At 58.5% G+C, this 17474-nt stretch carries 12 protein-coding genes (1 of these 12 running past the window's edge); 6 read left to right on the plus strand and 6 right to left on the minus strand.

What is annotated here, in order from left to right:
* Positions 1-7: 7 nt before the first annotated feature.
* Positions 8-1069, minus strand: coding sequence for a glycosyltransferase family 4 protein (locus LF599_RS08750; RefSeq protein ID WP_279523021.1), 1062 nt, complete (start codon positions 1067-1069; stop codon positions 8-10).
* 9 nt (positions 1070-1078) lie between these two features.
* Entirely contained in the window at positions 1079-3157 is a 2079-nt protein-coding gene (gene sucD / locus LF599_RS08755) for a succinate--CoA ligase subunit alpha (protein ID WP_279523022.1), read from the minus strand.
* Positions 3158-3300: 143 nt separating this feature from the next.
* Here sucD and LF599_RS08760 point away from each other — a divergent pair, with 143 nt between their 5' ends.
* Positions 3301-4074, plus strand: coding sequence for a hypothetical protein (locus tag LF599_RS08760; protein ID WP_279523023.1), 774 nt, complete (start codon positions 3301-3303; stop codon positions 4072-4074).
* A gap of 12 nt (positions 4075-4086) precedes the next feature.
* Here the strand turns inward: LF599_RS08760 and LF599_RS08765 are convergent, their stop codons facing one another.
* Positions 4087-4992 (minus strand): exopolyphosphatase, encoded by a 906-nt coding sequence (locus tag LF599_RS08765; protein WP_279523024.1) that lies wholly within the window; start codon positions 4990-4992, stop codon positions 4087-4089.
* Between the two features lie 112 nt (positions 4993-5104).
* On the minus strand, positions 5105-6208 hold the full coding sequence (locus tag LF599_RS08770; protein WP_279523025.1) for a tRNA nucleotidyltransferase: 1104 nt from the start codon (positions 6206-6208) through the stop codon (positions 5105-5107).
* A gap of 50 nt (positions 6209-6258) precedes the next feature.
* Between LF599_RS08770 and LF599_RS08775 the strand changes: the two genes are divergently transcribed.
* The 3 genes from LF599_RS08775 (at position 6259) to LF599_RS08785 (ending at position 14858) form a co-directional block, all read left to right on the plus strand.
* A complete protein-coding gene (locus LF599_RS08775; RefSeq protein WP_279523026.1) occupies positions 6259-7131 on the plus strand; it encodes a biotin--[acetyl-CoA-carboxylase] ligase in 873 nt (290 codons plus the stop codon).
* 72 nt (positions 7132-7203) lie between these two features.
* Entirely contained in the window at positions 7204-10905 is a 3702-nt protein-coding gene (locus LF599_RS08780; protein WP_279523027.1) for a pyruvate carboxylase, read from the plus strand.
* A gap of 362 nt (positions 10906-11267) precedes the next feature.
* Positions 11268-14858 carry a PEP/pyruvate-binding domain-containing protein gene (locus tag LF599_RS08785; protein WP_279523028.1) on the plus strand — a complete coding sequence of 1197 codons (3591 nt, stop codon included), beginning with the start codon at positions 11268-11270 and terminating at the stop codon, positions 14856-14858.
* Between the two features lie 72 nt (positions 14859-14930).
* On the opposite strand, the gene LF599_RS08790 is transcribed toward LF599_RS08785, so the two are convergent.
* Positions 14931-15230: a hypothetical protein gene (locus LF599_RS08790; RefSeq protein ID WP_269943274.1), complete on the minus strand. Its 300-nt coding sequence runs from the start codon at positions 15228-15230 to the stop codon at positions 14931-14933.
* A gap of 140 nt (positions 15231-15370) precedes the next feature.
* Entirely contained in the window at positions 15371-15760 is a 390-nt protein-coding gene (locus tag LF599_RS08795; protein WP_269943275.1) for a flagellar protein FlaG, read from the minus strand.
* 277 nt (positions 15761-16037) lie between these two features.
* On the opposite strand from LF599_RS08795, the gene LF599_RS08800 reads away from it, so the two are divergent.
* Positions 16038-17159 carry a DUF342 domain-containing protein gene (locus tag LF599_RS08800; protein ID WP_279523029.1) on the plus strand — a complete coding sequence of 374 codons (1122 nt, stop codon included), beginning with the start codon at positions 16038-16040 and terminating at the stop codon, positions 17157-17159.
* A 3-nt stretch (positions 17160-17162) separates the two neighbouring features.
* On the plus strand, positions 17163-17474 hold the 5' end (the start) of the coding sequence (locus LF599_RS08805) for a motility protein A (protein WP_279523030.1). Its footprint extends 441 nt past the window's final position; the window shows 312 of its 753 coding nt (coding positions 1-312); it begins with the start codon at positions 17163-17165; the stop codon falls past the right edge of the window.

Genomic DNA, 17474 nt, shown 5'->3' on the forward strand with positions numbered 1-17474 from the left:
TTGCGGGTCAGCTTCGAAGCCCTTTGTACAGGGCCATGTATCGATCGGCCATGGCCTTGTCCGTGTACCCGGTGACCGATTCCGCGCCGTTGGCGACCAGCCATTCGTTCAACTCGGGATCGTTGACCAGGCGGACGATGCTTGTCGCCAGATCGGCCGCGTCGCGGTTTTTGAAAACCAGTCCGTCGTGTTCATGGGTGACGAGTTCCAGGTTTGAGGGCAGATCCGATGAGATAACCGGAGTTCGGGTGGCCCAGCCTTCCTTGATGACCGCGTTGGACCCTTCGCCGTCCACGGAGGGGACGGTCAGGATATCGATCTCGGGCAGGACTTCTCGGCTGTCGCGGTATCCCAGGAAGAGGATCGAGTCGGCCAGACCGAGCTTTTCAGCTTGTCGTTTCAGGTCCTGCTGCATGGGGCCTTCGCCCGCGATCATGCACTGCCAGTTCGGCATGTGGGGAGACTTGCGCAGATGGGCCAGAGCCTCAATGAGGACTTCGAATCCCTTTTGGGAACTGAGTGCGCCCACCGCGCCCAGCGTCAGGACAGGGTGCCTGCGCGACTCGGAGGTGTACATGGTCGGATCGATGCCGCTGTGGATGACGGTGGTTTTCTCCTCCGGCACCCCGCAGTCTACCAGAACTTCCTGAATTTCGCGGCTGACGGCCACCAGGACGTCGCCCATGAGGTATTTGTTCCGGCTCCAGCCCGGCTTGAGGCGGTAGGATACGCGTCGGCTGTGGACCAGACGGAACGTGTTGCGCAGTTTCTTGGCCAGAGCGGCCAGGGAAGCGCCTTTGGCGTCGTTGGAATGCACCACATCGGGCTTGAAGGATTTTATGATCCCGAGCACCCGAAAAATGTTCATGGGGTTGTAGTCGTTGTGGGAGGGCAGTGCGGCGAAGGGGATGGAGTCGGCCTTCAGCAGGGGAATCAACGGGGAATCCTCGGGCACCGCGACCAGGGGCTCAAATCCTTCGGCGCGATTCAGGGCGCGTGCCAGATAGTACACCTGGCGTTGTCCGCCGCGCATGATTCTGCCCAGGTCGAGTAACAAAACCTTCAACATAAACCTCTTTTATTTCAAAGCCCTCGCCGCAGTTTTAGCAACGGCTTCCAGGCTGGGGCAGACCGCGAATCCGGCTCTGCCCATGGTTTCGAGCTTGTCCTTGATGCCGCCGCCCGAGTCCAGAATGGCCCCGGCGTGGCCCAAACGTTTGCCCGCAGGTGCGGTCTGTCCCGCGATGAAGGAGATGACCGGCTTGTCGAATCCCGTGCGGACGACGTATTCAGCCAGATTCTCTTCCGCCTGTCCACCGATTTCACCAAGGACGATCACGACCTTGGTTTCGTCGTGATTGCGTATCATTTCGAACATATCCACGAAATTGATTCCGATGAAGGGGTCGCCGCCGATGCCTACGCATAGGGATTGCCCGATACCAGCCCGGGTCAGACGGTCGGCCACTTCGTATGTCAAGGTGCCGCTGCGGGAGAGAATGGCCACGGGGCCGGGCGAGAAAGGCCGGGTGGGCATGATGCCTATCTTGGTCTGTCCGGGCACGATGATGCCCGGCGTGTTCGGGCCGACGATTCTGGTGGGCGACCCTTTGGCCCGCGTAAAGGCTGCCAGCATGTCGTGCTGGGTGATGCCTTCGGTGATGCACACGGTCCACGGAATTTCGTTGGCGACGGCTTCGGCCACGGCGTCGGCGGCCATGCGCGGAGGCACGAAAATGATGGAAGCGCCGATTTTTCCGGCGCGGGCGGCTTCGGCGATGGAGTTGTAGACCGGGACGCCGAGCACTTCCTCGCCGCCCTTGAATGGAGTTACGCCAGCCACCACGTTGGCTCCGTATTCCAGCATGAGCTGGGTGTGAAGTCTGCCCTCGCGTCCGGTGATGCCCTGGACGAGGATGGGAGTGCCCTTGTCGATGTTGAAAACTGCGTCGCACGAGTAGTCGGCGGGCGCGGGACGGGGGCCGAGGGGCAGGTCCAGAGGGGCTGGAAATTCCACGGCCGGAGTTTGGGCTGGCCTGATGGTGTCCAAAATCCCGATGGCCGCCTGCATGTCTTCGGCCATGTGAAGGTTGTCCACATCGAGTTTCCGGAGAACCTGCAAGCCTGCTTCGGCGTCCTTGCCGGACATGCGGACCACGATGGGTTTTTGCGGGGATTCACCTCCTAGCGCTCCTTTCAGGGCGAGGGCGACTTTTTCGCAGGAGAGTATCCCGCCGAAGAGATTGATGAAAATGGTTTGGACCTGGTCGTCGCCGAAGAGCAGTTCAAGGGCGGTTTCCATGCGTTTCTGGTCGGCGGCTCCGCCCAGATCGAGGAAGTTGCTGGCGGGCAGGCCCGAGAAATTGAGCAGGTCCATGGTGGCCATCGCCAGTCCTGCGCCGTTGACCATCAGCCCGACCCAGCCGGGGAGCCGGACGAATGAGAGGCCTGCGTCTCGGGCCATGTTTTCTTCGTTGGTGGCGTGTTCGCGCTGGTAAAACGCCTCGGTTCCGGGATTAAGCTCGGCGAAGTTGTCGTCCATCTCCACCTTGCCGTCCAGCGCCACCAGCCGGTTGTCCGGGGTGATAATCAGGGGATTGATCTCGGCCATGAGCAATCCATTGTCGAGCATACACCCGAACAAGGTGGTCAGAAGCTCCTGGAAAGGCTGGAACTGTTCCCTGTCCAGGCCGAGATGGAAAAAAGCGGCCCTGATCTGGTGCGGGACAAGGCCGCCCGGCAGGGTGATCCTTTGGACCAACAGGTTGTCCGAACCAAGCTTTTCGATCTCCACGCCCCCTTGGCGGCCGGTGGTGAGCAGGATGCAGCGGTGCTCGCGGGAGACAGTGAGGGAGAGGTAGAATTCTTGCTCAATGGCTTCGCCCGGCTCCACGCGAATGAACGGCACAAATTCGCCCTTGATGGAACGGTTGAATAATTTTCGGGCCTTGTCCGGGAATTCGGCGGGATCGTCGATGCGCAGGATGCCTCCGGCCTTGCCGCGTCCGCCGGATAGTACCTGGGCCTTGAGGAACCAGGGCAGGGGGAAGTTCGTGGAGAAGCCGTCCTCTTCCCCGGGGAAGACGGCCGCACCCTGCGGCACGAGGATGTGGGCCTTTTCGAAGAGGAGTTTGCTTTTGTGCTCGTTGAGTAACATGACAGGCTCCTGGTCTTGGCTTATGGGTCGATGAAACCTTAGTTGGTTTAAGCGGTTGAATCAATGTAAATATATTGACCATGGCATGATTTGAGGAGAAAATGTATTATGAGGGTGAAAAAACGCCCGTCATCGGAGGAAATATGTCGGACCTCAGTGATTTTGCCGATCAGTTGCATACGGAAGTTATTTCGGACATGGCCGAGAGTTTCTTTGGCGGAAGGAAAGAGTTGGATAATGCCCTGAAGGCGTATTCCAGCATGGTCAAGGAGTTCCTGCCCGTAATCGAACATATGTTTCAGGCGGCCGCGACCCTACGGTTGCTGCTGCTGGACGACGCCGGGGCCGATGCGTTTTGCGCCGAACTCGGCATCGATCCGTCGCGCATTCCGCAGGCCGAGGGAGCTCCTATCCTGGTTCGCGAGTCCCTGCCGTTCTCCCTGACCGGCGGAGGGCGGTACAACGACTGCGTGACTTTGGCCTACCAGGGGCTTCACGAGGCGATTTGGGAGTATCTTCACGGACGGCATTACGACGACCCCGATCAGTCGGGACGCAAACGGCTGACCATGCACTACCGCCGTCTCAAGGAGATCGCCGAGATCATCAATGAGAAGATTCACAAGGCCAACAACGAGCGGTCCGTATCCACGGTGTTGCGCGAAGTAAAGCGGTTGGACCCCGTTCAGATGGAGCGTGAGGAGATGCTTGGCGACGTGGTGTACGGCGACGGGTGCGAAAAGGACCCTGATATGTGTTTCGTTCCGATCGATTTCGATGGGTATCAGTTCCCCGAGGTGGAGGAGTTGCCTTCACCCAAGGATGTTAAACCGGCCGTCAAGCGGTTTTGCTCGCGCCTTTATGCGGAAAGGAAGGACGAGGTTCGCGAGGCCATCGACGTGTTCACCGGGCGATGAGTCCCGTCCGGATTACGCGTTGATTCGCGCGAGGATGGTTGCCAGCGTTTCGTTGACCGTGTGTTCCGGGACCTGGCAGGTCCCCACGGCCCTGTGTCCTCCGCCGCCCAGGGAGAGCATCAAGTCGCCTACATCCACCGCGCTTGTTCTGTTAAGGATGGAATGCCCCACGGCGATGACCACGTTCTGTTTCTTGAATCCCCAGATGACGCGGACGCTGATGTTGCACTCCGGAAACAGGGTATAGATCATGAACCTGTTGCCGCAATACAGGCGGTCCTGATTGCGCAGGTCCACGAGCACCGCGTCGCCGTGCGTCCTCGCATTGCTTTTGAGCATGGCGATGTAATCGTCGCGATCCGCGAAATACCTGTCCACGCGCTCTCTGACGTCGTCGATTTCAAGAATTTCTTCCGCTGACAAGGTGCGGCAATGCTCAATCATGTCGAGCATAAGCTGGTAATTGCTGATGTTATAGTTTCGGTATCGTCCCAGCCCGGTCCTCGGGTCCATGATGAAGCCGAGCAGTATCCAGCCTGAAGGATCGGTTATTTCGTCCATGGTCAGATCGGCTGAATCCATTTTGTCCACGGCTTTGACGAACTCGGCATAGGAGGCGGGGAATTTGTCCGGCCCGTAGTATTCGTAAACCACCCGGGCGCAGCTCGGCATAGGGCTGCTCGCACCCTCGAAATCGAATTGGCCCAGCCGGTCCATCTCGCTGGTGTGATGATCGAACCACAGTCCGCAGCCTTCGACGTAGGGCACGTTGGCGAGGACGTCGTTGCCGGTCACTTCAACACGGCCGTCCTGTAAATCCTTGGGGTGGGCGAAAAGATAATCGTCAATGATGCCGAGCTGTTTGAGGAGAGCGGCGCAGGCAAGGCCGTCAAAATCGGATCGGGTGACAAGTCTCATGCGGGATTCTCCATGTGTCACGGGAGGTTGGCGGCAAAATCGTGTTCCCTGTCAAAACAGTCGCATTATTAGTCGGGTAATGAGTATTTGTCAAAAATGACCACAATGCGGATCAGGCGTTCCGCAAGGCCTGGGCGCGAAGCATCCGCAGCTTTTCGCCCGAGGCTGATCCGTGATTCCTGTCTTCGGGGGCGAGTTGGACGGGAAGGATGATTGCCAATTCCCTGGCGGCGCGCTCGCCGTAATCCTCGCCGTGGTCCGCCTGAACCAGCTTGAAAAGGGGGGCCAGGACGCGGGAAAGATGCAGGTCCATGAGCAGGTCGACCCGGGTTGCCGGGCGCAGTTGTCCGTATCGGGCCGCGATCATGTGCCAGCGGGCCGCTTTGACGCCTGCCGTCTTGTATTCGTTGGACATTCGAAGCCGCAGGGCGACTGTTTCAGCCAGGGGAGCGCCCGCAAGGTCGTGCCCGTAGTGGCGGGGCAGCCGTTCCGGTGGAGTCAGGGTCTTGCCCAGGTCGTGGCATAGGCCCATCCAGACGGCGATGGGATCACCGGCCAGATCGTCCATGATCCGGCAGGTGTGTGTCAGCGCGTCGCTGTTGTGATACGGGGCAGGACCCGCCGGGATGGAACGGGCAATGTCGAATTCCGGAAACCATGGCAGCAGGCAGTCCGCCTCGGCCAGGAGACGTAGAAAATTGCCCGGCCTCGGACTTTCGAGTCCCTTGCGCAGTTCTGGCCCGATACGGTCAGCCGAAAGGCCTTCAAGAAGTCCTTCGCGGTTAGCGTCGCGCATGGCCCGGACAAGCTCCGGGTGTGGGGTGAATTCCGGCAATTGGGCGGCGAACCGGGCTGCGCGGAAGACGCGCAAGGGGTCTTCCTTCATGGAATGTTCGGAGGCGGGGCGCAGGATGCGACGCTTGATGTCGTCGAATCCCTGGGGATGGAGGATGAGTTCACCTTCCTCGGAGAGCAGTTGCGCATTGACAGTCAAGTCCCGGGCTTTTAATTCTTCTTCAAGGGAGTCCGCCCTCGGGAAGGAAAACTCGATGCCGTTTATCAGGAAAATCGGGAAGGTGCGGCCTACTTCGCGGGCTTTGGGAAAGGCTCTGCGAAATTCCTCGCGGGAGGAGTCCATGACGAGGTAATCCCTGTCGTGCAATGGCCTGCCGAGCAGGAGATCGCGGACCGCGCCGCCAGCCAAGTATAATTTCATTGCCCATGTCTAGCACAAGGTAACTCATGCTTCCACAAGGAATTTTTCTCATGGAGCCGGAGGATGGCGTCACTGCGGCCACGCATCCGTTGTGGCAGGCGGATTTGCGCGTTCTTGAGCCCTGGACGTCCTGTCCCGAACTGGATGCGGTGCCGCCCGGCTGGCGGAAAAGCCCCGGAGGGACGGGAGAAACCCTGATCGTGACCGAGTCCTGCTCCAGCACCATGGAGTTGGCGGCCCGGATGGTCGCCGAAGGAATGCTCGGTCCATGGGGCGCAGTGGTTTGCGCGCGTCAGACCATGGGACGCGGCCAGTTGCGGCGTCCGTGGGCGTCGCTTCCGGGCAACTTGCACGCCTCCATCGTTCTTCCGCCGTCGCCTGCCGGAGGAATGTGGGCAGACGCCATGTCCGACCTTCTTCCTCTCGTCATTGGCCATGTGGTCAGCGAGGTCCTGACGGACCTCGGGGCGGATGTTCAGATCAAATGGCCAAACGATATTCTTCAAGGAGGCCGAAAGGTTGGCGGGATGCTGATCGAGGAGCGAAATAACACGTCCATTGTCGGCGTGGGCCTCAATCTCGCCGATAGTCCTGACGATGCGAGGATGCGCGAAGATCGTTCGGTTCCGGCCGCAAAAGTCCGACTGCCGTTCTTTTCCGGGGGGGCCGTATCTCTCCTCAGTCGGCTTGTAAACCATGGGAAAAGCGTGTATGCAGCAATACTCGACGAGATTCCACCCCCTCGATTCATCTCTATGTTCGAGAGCAAACTCGCCTGGTTCGGACGAACTATCTTGGTCAGGGAAGGAGACGATAACTCCTATGAGGCTGTCTTGGCAGGCCTCTCCTTGAGTGGTGGACTTGTTTTACATCGTGGGGGAGAAGAATCGGTGCTGTATTCAGGGTCGATTTCTCCTCTTTAAGTCCCGCATGGGGCGGGACGGGCCAACAGGTTTTTATATCAGTCATTTCTGTCTAGGAGACCAGTGAGATTCATGCAGCCGAAGTCCTTTGAACAGGTACTCGAAGAGGTCAAGGGGAAGCGGATACTGGTGGCCAACCGGGGCATCCCGGCAAGGCGCATCTGCCGTTCCATAACCGAAATGTTCAACGCCAAGGCGATAATGACCGCCACCGACGTTGATAAAACCTCTCCGGCATCCTCCGGGGCCAACGAACTCCTGATGCTCGGCTCCGATCCCCGTGCGTATCTTGACCAGGACAGGATTATTCGTGAGGCCAAGGCGAACAACGTGGTCGCCATTCATCCCGGTTGGGGATTCTGTTCCGAGGACGACTCCTTCCCGGCCCGTTGCGCCAAGGAAGGGATCATTTTCATTGGCCCTGAGCAGGAGCCCATGCGCATCCTCGGCAACAAGGTCGCCGTGCGTAAACTGGCCATCGAACAGGGCGTGCCCGTGGTGCCCGGTTCCGAAGGGGCCGTATCCATCCCCGAGGCGCGCAAGATCGCCCAGGAGATCGGTTTCCCGGTGATGCTCAAGGCCGAAGGCGGCGGTGGTGGCCGCGGCATCTACGAGGTCTACCAGGAGGAGGATCTCGAAAACGCCTTCTCCAAGGCTTCGGCCCTGGCCCAGGCGTCTTTCGGCAACCCGCGTCTCTACGTTGAAAAGCTGTTGACCTCGATCCGCCACATCGAAATTCAGGTCATCGCCGACAAGTACGGCAATGTTTTCTGTCTGGATGAACGTGACTGTACGGTTCAGCGCAATCACCAGAAACTCATCGAGATCACGCCGTCTCCCTGGCCCAAGTTCACCCCCGAGTTGCGTGCGCAGCTCAAGGAATATGCCCGTCGACTCGTTTCGGCCGTAGGCTATTATTCCCTGGCCACCGTCGAGTTCCTGGTGGACAGCGAAGGGGTGCCGTACCTCATCGAGGTCAACACCCGGCTTCAGGTGGAGCACGGCATCACCGAGTGCCGCTACGGCATCGACCTGGTCGAGGAGCAGATCGCCATCGCCTTCGGCGCCAAGCTGCGCCTGAGCGAGGAACATACGAAACCGTTCCAGTGGGCCATGCAGTGCCGCATCAACTGCGAGGACCCGCAAAAGCATTTCGAGCCCAACTCCGGGCGTATTACCCGATACGTGTCCCCCGGCGGCCAGGGCATCCGCATCGATTCCTGCGTGGGCGACGGCTATCGCTTCCCGTCCAACTACGACTCGGCGGCCTCGCTGCTCATCGCTTACGGCAACACCTGGAAGAAGGTCGTGGCTCTGATGAATCGAGCCTTGCGCGAATACATGATCGGCGGTGTGAAGACGACCATTCCCTTCCATCGCAAGATCATCGACCACAAGAAGTTCGTCGAAGCGGATTACGATACCAATTTTGTCCGCCAGAATTACGCCGAGTTGATGAATTATTCCGATCGTGAGCCGGATTCCCTGCGCTTGACGAAGCTGGTGGCCGAGATTTCCGCTCTTGGCCACAACAAATATGTCCAGCTCGGCGAATACCGGGGACGCGAGGACAGACGGGTAGGCCGTTTTCATCTGGCCGAGCCGCCCGAGGTTTCCTCCTGGTTCGAGCCGCGCTTCTCGCGCAAGATGGGCCGCGAAGCCATTCTGGATACCCTGCGCACCGACCGCGAGGCCGGGATCATCCACATGACGGACACCACGACCCGCGACATCACGCAGTCCAACAGCGGCAACAGATTCCGTCTGGCCGAGGATCGCATCATCGGACCCTCGCTCGATCAATGCGGTTTCTTCTCCCTGGAGAATGGCGGCGGCGCGCACTTCCACGTGGCCATGCTTGCCAACATGACCTATCCGTTCACCGAGGCGGCCGAGTGGAACAAGTTCGCGCCCAATACCCTTAAACAGATTCTCATTCGGTCCACCAACATCCTTGGCTACAAGCCGCAGCCCAAGAATGTCATGCGGCTGACCGGCGAGATGATAAACGAGCATTACGAAATCATCCGCTGTTTCGACTTCCTCAATCATGTCGACAACATGCGGCCATTTGCCGAAGTCGCCATGGCTTCGAAGCGTAACATCTTCGAGCCCGCCATTTCCCTGTCCTGGGCCAAGGGCTTCGACGTGGAACGCTACCTGACCGTGACCGACGAGATCCTCCGCATGTGCTCCGAGGCTGCGGGCGTCACCAGGAAGCAGGCGGAGAAGATGATTATTCTCGGCCTCAAGGACATGGGCGGCGTTTGCCCGCCCCGGTTCATGCGCGAGCTTATTACTTCCATTGCCAAGAAATATCCCGAGCTGGTCATCCACAGCCACCGCCATTACACCGATGGTCTGTTCGTCCCGACCATGGGCGCGGCCGCCAAGGCCGGAGCGCACATCGTGGACGTCGCCATCGGCGCGAGTGTCCGCTGGTACGGCCAGGGCGAAGTCCTGTCCACGGCGGCGTACATCGAGGATGAGATGGGCCTGAAAACCCACCTCGACAAGGACATGATCCGGGCCACCAATTTCCGGCTCAAGCAGATCATGCCGTACTACGACCGCTACACAGCTCCGTACTTCCAGGGGATCGACCATGACGTGGTCCGTCACGGAATGCCGGGCGGCGCGACTTCCTCCTCCCAGGAGGGCGCGCTCAAGCAGGGCTACATCAAGCTGTTGCCCTACATGCTCAAGTTCCTGGAAGGCACCCGCAAGGTGGTGCGTTACCATGACGTCACGCCAGGTTCCCAGATTACCTGGAACACCGCGTTCCTTGCCGTGACCGGCGCGTTCAAGCGCGGCGGCGAGCGGGAAGTGCGGCGGTTGCTGAACATCCTGGACATCGTCACCCTGTGCGGCGAGGAGGAACTGACCGATCTCGAACGCGAAGCGCGTCTCGATCTGTACCGCGATTCCAATGACGCTTTCCGCAATCTGCTGCTCGGCAAGTTCGGCAAGCTGCCCCTCGGCTTCCCGGCCGACTGGGTTTATCAGTCCGCCTTCGGTTCCGGTTGGGAAACGGCCGTCAAGGAACGCACCGAGGCTTCGCCGCTGACCACTCTTCAGGATGTGGACCTTGCGGCTGAGAAAAAGGCGTTGCGTTCCCGGCTGCATCGCCAGCCCACCGAGGAAGAGTTCATCATGTATCTCAATCATCCGGGCGATGCCATCAAGACCGTCGACTTCTGCGAGAAGTTCGGCAACGTCAACAACCTTCCCGTGGATGTCTGGTTCGAGGGACTGGAGAAGGGCGAGGTCCTGGAGTTCCAGGGCAATTGCAAGAAGCCGCACGTCATGCGCATCCTGGATATCTCCGAGCCGGATGAGAACGGTATGACCGTGGTCCGTTACGTGCTCGACTCCGAGATCATGAGCCATCAGGTCAAGGTGGCCGAGGCTGAGGTTGGGGGCAAGGACGCCATCGAGATGGCGGACCCGTCCAACGTATTCCAGGTGGGTTCGCCCAGCAACGGCGACCTGTGGGTCACCCATGTCCGCCCCGGCGATCGCGTCAAGGCGGGCGAGGAACTGCTCAACATCTCCATCATGAAGCAGGAGAAGGCCGTCCTGGCTCCTGTGGCGGGCATGGTCCGTCGGGTCATCAAATCCGCCAATTACACCGAGGACAAGAAGATGGTTCCGGTGGTGGAAGGGGAGCTTCTCGTGGAACTCGGACCCGAGGCGGGCACCTGTCCCACCTGCAAGGTCGACGTTCCCATGGAGGATTACAACTTCTGTCCCAACTGCGGTCAGAAATTGTAAAAAAATAATCAGGGCCGTTAAATTGGTCTGAATTGTCCATCCTCCGTACTGCGGAGCGGACAACTGGTGAATATAAGGGCCGACGCGTCGCAATGGCGTGTCGGCCTTTGTTTTTTGGGGAAAGGATAATTCTCGAATCAGCGGATTGTGACAGATATATGACTCTTTTAATGGAATGATTGGTCTAATGGTTGGGCCAATTGTTTCGTTGACGAAGTCGATGATAACCCGTAAGCGGGAATTCGAAACTCAGGTTTTGATTGTTCTTTTTTGATGATTCAAAAATGAGAGCGCCGTGAGCTTGGGGGGATGGAACTGGTTGAGATTCTGTCCGATCCGCACGGTAATACCAGGAGGAAGAGATGGCCAAAGCCAAGAATGACGCAACGGAAAACGCACCGGCGGCCAAAGCTAAAAAGGCCGATACCAAAGTGGAGAGCCTCAAACAGAAGCTCGTCCTTAATGGTGCCGAGATCAAGAAGATCGGCGAGGACGCCGAACTGCTGGTCGGCGGCAAAAACTACAACACGGCCATCATTAGCCAGGTGCCCGGCATTCGGGCTCCGGAATTCCGGGCCATCTCTTCGAACGCCTTCCACATCCTTCTCGACGAGACCAAGGTTAACGCCGCCGTTGTCCGTTCGACTGTGGATAAGGAATACAACAAGATCGACTGGTACTCCGACGCGGTCAACGAGGATTCCGATTATCTTCAGCAGTTCGTTCGCCAGGTAGGCAAGCGGATTCGCGAGGAGTCCAAGAAGCAGTCCGGCACTTTGATTCGTCTGCGCACATTCATTAACAATGTGGTCGAGGGCTTCGCCACTTCTCCCGAAGGTATCGACCAACTGCGTATGCGTTCGGTTTTGGTTCAGTCGGCAATCCTGTCCGTTGAGATGCCCGAGGAGGTCGGCAAGGAAGTCAAGGCCGCCTATAAGTTCATCTGCAAGGAAGCCGGACTGGACGATGTCCCCGTGGCCGTGCGTTCCTCTGCGGCGGGTGAGGACAGCCGCAAGAAGGCTTTCGCCGGTCTTCAGGACACATACCTTAATATAGTGGGTGCGGAGGAGTGCCTTGAGGCGTACCATTGGGATTGCGCTTCGGCCTACAACCTGCGTTCCATGACCTATCGCCGCGAGGCTATTCTCGATGCCATCACCAAGGCCGAGAAGACCGGCGACGATTCCATCGCCGAAAGCGCCAAGAAGGAGTGGGCCATCGAGCACACCTCCCTGTCCGTGTGCATCATGCGGATGATTAACCCGGTTATTTCCGGCACGGCGTTCAGCGCGGATACGGCCACCGGCTGCCGGGGCACGGACCGCAACGACCTGGTCTCCATCGACGCCAGCTATGGCCTGGGCGAGGCTGTGGTCGGCGGCATGGTCACCCCCGACAAGTTCTATGTCTTCCAGCGCGAGGGCGGCCGCGAGGTGGTCATTCGCTACATGGGCTGCAAGGAACGCAAGATCGTCTACAAAGAAGACGGCAGCGGCACCCATGTGGTCAAGGTCCCCGACAACGAGGTCTTCCGTTGGGCGTTGTCCATCGCTCAGGCCGAGACCGTGGCCGAGGGAGTGCGCAACATTTCCAAGGCTTACGGCGGCATGATTATGGATACCGAGTTCTGCATCGACAAGACCGATAGGCTCTGGTTCGTGCAGGCTCGTCCCGAGACCCGCTGGAACGAAGATTTCGAGCAGCATCCCAACACCATTTTCATGCGCCGTCTCGAAGTGGACAAGAAGGCCATTGATTCGGCCGAAGTCATTCTCGAAGGCAACGGCGCTTCCCGCGGCGCCGGCCAGGGTACCGTCAAGTACCTTCGCTCCGCCTTGGAACTGAACAAGATCAATAAGGGCGACATTCTGGCCGCAGATCGTACCGATCCGGACATGGTTCCCGGTATGCGCATAGCTTCTGCCATTCTGGCCGACGTGGGCGGCGACACCAGCCACGCGGCCATTACCTCGCGCGAGCTGGGCATCCCGGCCATTATCGGTATTCAGCGTCTCGAAGCCCTGCGTTCCCTGGAAGGACAGCAGGTCACCGTTGACGGTTCCCGCGGCAAGGTCTACCGGGGCGAACTGCCCCTGGTCGAAGTGGGCGGCGAGATCAACGTTGGCGAACTGCCTGCCACCAAGACCAAGGTCGGCCTGATTCTGGCCGACGTGGGCCAGGCCCTGTTCCTGTCCCGCCTGCGCCGGGTGCCCGATTTCGAGATCGGCCTCCTGCGCGCCGAGTTCATGCTCGGCAACATCGGGGTCCATCCCATGGCCCTGGAAGCCTATGACAAGGACACCCTGAATGATCTGGTGGAAGAGAAGCTCCAGGAAATGGACCATCATCTGACCAAGGTCATGAAGGAGCAACTCGATTCCGGTCTGATTACCATGCCGCTCAAGTTGCGCGAATACGTCGGTTTGATTACCGGCCTGACCCATCGCATGGAGTCCCTGGCCGAGCAGGAGGGTGCCCGGAGCACTGACGAGGTGCTTGCCATGCACCGCCGCCTCCGCGAAATGGACCACAAGCTCGACGAGCATATTTCTCACGCCACTGAACGGCTGGACGTTCTCAAGACCTCCATCGACCCCGAGGCCCACGTGGCCGTCGTTCTCGGCTACCACGACATGCTCGAGCCCACTCCGACGGTTCGCACCGAGGCGTGGAAAATCCGCCAGCAGCATGAGAAGACTGTGGCCGAATATGTGGATCGCCTCAAGGATGATCCGGATTTCGTTGCCTACATTGACAAGATCATCCGTCTGCGCGAGGAAGTAGCCCTCAAGATGGGCCTGAAGTCCGAGATGGACGAGGTGGCGACCCTGCCCGACCGTATCCGCAAGCTGTTGGAATCTCGTGGATACACCACCGGCAAGGAGAACTACATCCAGACCCTGGCCCAGGGCTTGGCCCTGTTCGCCATGGCCTTTTACGGCAGCAACATCGTCTACCGGACCACCGACTTCAAGTCCAACGAGTACCGCAATCTGCTCGGCGGCTCCCTGTTCGAAGCTCATGAAGACAACCCCATGATCGGCTACAGGGGTGTTTCCCGCAACATTCACGACTGGGAACTCGAAGCCTTCAAGTTGGCGCGCGGCATCTACGGCGGCACCAATTTGTCCATCATGTTCCCGTTCGTCCGAACCCTGGAAGAGGCCCGCTCCATGAAGCGGTACCTCAAGCAGGTCCACAACCTGGAATCCGGCAAGGACGGGCTGAAGGTCATCCTCATGGCCGAAATCCCGAGCAACGCCGTGTTGTGCAAGGAATTCCTCAAGGAAGTGGACGGATTCTCTATCGGTTCCAACGACATGACCCAGATGGTTCTGGCCACCGACCGCGACAACGCCAGCCTTCAGCACATCTACGATGAGGAAGATCCGGCCGTTATCTGGGCCATTCTGTCCGCCATCTTCGCTGGCCAGAAGGTTTGCAAGAAGGTCGGCTTCTGCGGCCAGGGCGTATCCAACAGCGTCATTCTGCGCGGCCTCGTGACCATTGCGGGCATTGTCTCTGCTTCGGTTGTGCCCGATACCTATCACCAGACCAAGCATGACATCGCTGCGGTCGAGGCCGAGAACATCAAGACTCGTGATCTCGGCAAGTGGCTCAAGAAGCAGCACATGATCAAACTGCAGGACCTTCTTGAGGAGAACAGCTACGGCCATATTCTCAAGAAGTACAAGTCTCCCGAGGACTTCATGGAGTGGTACGAGGGTGAGCTCGACAGGTTCAGCGAACAGCTCCGCGATCATATGGAGACTCCGAAGGAAGAGTTCTACCGCCAGGAAATGGAGCAGTTCCGTTCCACCTTCCACAAGCCGGTCATCTACGCCAGCTGGGATTGGAGCAATACTGTCGAAGACGCCCTGCACCATGCCGGTTTCGCCTCCTTCGAAGAGCAGGAAGCGGCCCTGGAGATGCAGCGCAAGAAGCAGTGGTAGCAACTGCTTGAATCGCGATAAAAAAAGGCCCCGACCGCAATGGTCGGGGCCTTTCTTTTGCTATGGATCAGGTCAGGCGATCTTGTCGGTGATGGCGCCAATGCCCGTGTCCGCAGCCGCTGCGTGAACGGCCTGTTGGATGTCGATGTCCGTTCCCGTGGAACTGAAGTCCGGGCCGGTTCCGATATAGTCTTCGGTGCGGGAAGCGACCTCAAGGCCCGCAACGGCCTGTTCCCGGTTGTGAATGGCTTGGGAAGCGTCCATGCCCGAGGCCATTTCGTCATGGTGGTCCCGTATGGACTCCGGGCCTTGGCTCTGGTTGTCCCAAGCCATCCCCTGTACCGTGTCCGTGGAAATGCTGATGTCCGACATGGGGCCTCCGTCGTTGGGCTGTGTGTACTTCCTCTATGCCCAAGCCCCGGTGCGTTGGCAAGCTTACGGAAAAAGACCGATGTACGAAACGCCCCCGGCCGGTTGACCGGGAAGCGGAATTATGGCTGTGCGGGAATCGGCTAGGACATCCGGTCCAGGAACCCCTGTCCCAGGTCCTTCAGCGACTTTGTCAGCTTAATCAATTCGTCGTCCGGAATCTTGCGGATGGTTTTTCCATCGGAATCAACCACCTCGACTTGGATCGTGTCGTTGTTTTCCAAGACGTTGAACTTGAGTTTGACGTTGTTCGCCTTCAAATGTTCCTCGGCCTCGGCGATCAGGGTGTCCAGCTCCTCGCGGGTTGGATTTTCCGATTGTCTGTCCGCCTGCGCCTTGCTCTGCGCCATGACCGTGTCATTGCGCGGAATTGAGCCGTCCGGAGCATTCTGCTTTGGCCCGGCTCGGCCCGGAACGACGTTCTCCGAGCGCGAATCTTGCTTTATGTCGATATTCATAACGGGGATATTCATGGTTTCCCTCCCTGGTCTTGCACGAATCATCCCTACCTGGGTTGCCTCTTACGTTTAATATCGGCGTAATGTTCGGAATCTTTAGAGCGCCGGAGGAATTCATCCCGTAATTTACTTGCGGGGTAGAAATAGTGTTAGTTATTGACGCTAAGTAGATAATCAAATACGATCTCACTGTTTTTTAATCGGCTTGTAACATGCCGTTTTGCTTGGGGCTTTCGAGGTCATTCGAGCATCGGGTCGTATTTGGTTTTTCCTTTAACCCCGCAGAGGGGCAATGCCGTTTTTTTTGAAGCACTACTTCGATCCGGACTGGGACCCGGCCAAGCTAAAGCCGGAGGAGCAGGCGGATGGGAGTGTGGATCATCATGAGCGTCAGTTCGTCAAGAACGTGTCCGCCGGGGATCTTATCGCCGAATGGCTTCCATTGGAGGAGGCGGGAGAAGAACTCGACGAGCGGTTCGTGTTTGAGGAAAAGGCGTTTCCGGCGGGAAGGGGCACGGGCATACGGCGTGAGTCGCCGGACAAGCTCTTCGCCGCCGTGGACGGATATGTCTGCTACAAGGAAGGTCGGATTCTCGTTCGCAATCCGCTGACAGTTCACTCCGATATCGACTACCACACCGGCAATGTCGATTTCGTGGGCAGCGTGGTGGTGGAAGGAGCTGTCCGGACAGGATTTTCCGTTGAGGCGGCGGACGATGTTCGGGTCAATGCCCAGATCGAAGGCGCCGCTGTCACGGCTCGCGGGAATTTGGACTGCCGAGGTGGCGTCAAGGGCGGCAAGGAAGCCATACTCCGGGCCACCAAGGATATGCGGCTTGCTTTTTGCGAATATGCCACGTTGCTCGCGGGCGGCGACATACTCGTCAAGGGGGCGTTGATGCACAGCGACGCCTACGCTGGAAAACGGCTGGCGGTGGGCGGACGGCTTACCGGCGGGAGTATCTGTGCCTACAAGTACATTTACGTGGGCGGGCAGCTCGGCGGCGGCATGGACACGGATACGTCTCTGATCCTGGGATACCAGCCTACGCTGTTGTATGCCGACCAGCGTTACAATCAAAGAATCAAGGTTCTGCATGAGGACATCGCCTTTTTCGAGAAGGCGTTGAACAGGGGCGAGGAATTTCGGGCCGAGTACGAGCCTCGGTTGGAGTCTGCCCGCAGTGAGTTGGAATTGCTCAAGGATATGAAGGTGGAGCTGTGGGACGGCATCTATGCCACCGAACGGCTGGATGATTGCCGGGTTCTGGTGCCCGGCGTTGTCAGGCCGGGCGTGGAGATCTGTATCGGCTCGGCTTATTACAGAGTGGATGATTTTTTGGAAGACGTTTTTTTCTACTACGATAACGGTGAAGTGAAGTATGGCGCTTCAACCGGGAAAATGAAGAAATAGCATATGGATATCGCAACTCTTATCGGTCTGGCCGGTGCCTTTGGTCTTGTCTTCACCACGATTTTTATGGGTGGCAACGCGGCGGGATTTCTTGATGTTCCCTCCATCGTCGTCGTTATCGGCGGCACATTCGCCGTTACCTTCGTGATGTTTCCAATGGGCGTGGTCATCAATGCCTTCAAGGTCGGCATGAAGACGCTCATGTTCAAGTCTTCCGACCCGCAGGACATCATCAAGCTGATTACTTCCCTCTCCGACAAGGCCCGTAAGGAGAGTCTGGTTTCCTTGGAAAAGGTCAACATTGACGATGCGTTT

This window comes from Pseudodesulfovibrio thermohalotolerans, from assembly GCF_021353295.2.
Classification (GTDB): domain Bacteria; phylum Desulfobacterota; class Desulfovibrionia; order Desulfovibrionales; family Desulfovibrionaceae; genus Pseudodesulfovibrio; species Pseudodesulfovibrio thermohalotolerans.

What these genes read in the sequence shown, in the direction of transcription:
- LF599_RS08750 (WP_279523021.1), bottom strand. Translation starts at nt 1,069, where the DNA reads ATGTTGAAGGTTTTGTTACTCGACCTGGGCAGAATCATGCGCGGCGGA.
- sucD (WP_279523022.1), bottom strand. Translation starts at nt 3,157, where the DNA reads ATGTTACTCAACGAGCACAAAAGCAAACTCCTCTTCGAAAAGGCCCAC.
- LF599_RS08760 (WP_279523023.1), top strand. Translation starts at nt 3,301, where the DNA reads ATGTCGGACCTCAGTGATTTTGCCGATCAGTTGCATACGGAAGTTATT.
- LF599_RS08765 (WP_279523024.1), bottom strand. Translation starts at nt 4,992, where the DNA reads ATGAGACTTGTCACCCGATCCGATTTTGACGGCCTTGCCTGCGCCGCT.
- LF599_RS08770 (WP_279523025.1), bottom strand. Translation starts at nt 6,208, where the DNA reads ATGAAATTATACTTGGCTGGCGGCGCGGTCCGCGATCTCCTGCTCGGC.
- LF599_RS08775 (WP_279523026.1), top strand. Translation starts at nt 6,259, where the DNA reads ATGGAGCCGGAGGATGGCGTCACTGCGGCCACGCATCCGTTGTGGCAG.
- LF599_RS08780 (WP_279523027.1), top strand. Translation starts at nt 7,204, where the DNA reads ATGCAGCCGAAGTCCTTTGAACAGGTACTCGAAGAGGTCAAGGGGAAG.
- LF599_RS08785 (WP_279523028.1), top strand. Translation starts at nt 11,268, where the DNA reads ATGGCCAAAGCCAAGAATGACGCAACGGAAAACGCACCGGCGGCCAAA.
- LF599_RS08790 (WP_269943274.1), bottom strand. Translation starts at nt 15,230, where the DNA reads ATGTCGGACATCAGCATTTCCACGGACACGGTACAGGGGATGGCTTGG.
- LF599_RS08795 (WP_269943275.1), bottom strand. Translation starts at nt 15,760, where the DNA reads ATGAATATCCCCGTTATGAATATCGACATAAAGCAAGATTCGCGCTCG.
- LF599_RS08800 (WP_279523029.1), top strand. Translation starts at nt 16,038, where the DNA reads ATGCCGTTTTTTTTGAAGCACTACTTCGATCCGGACTGGGACCCGGCC.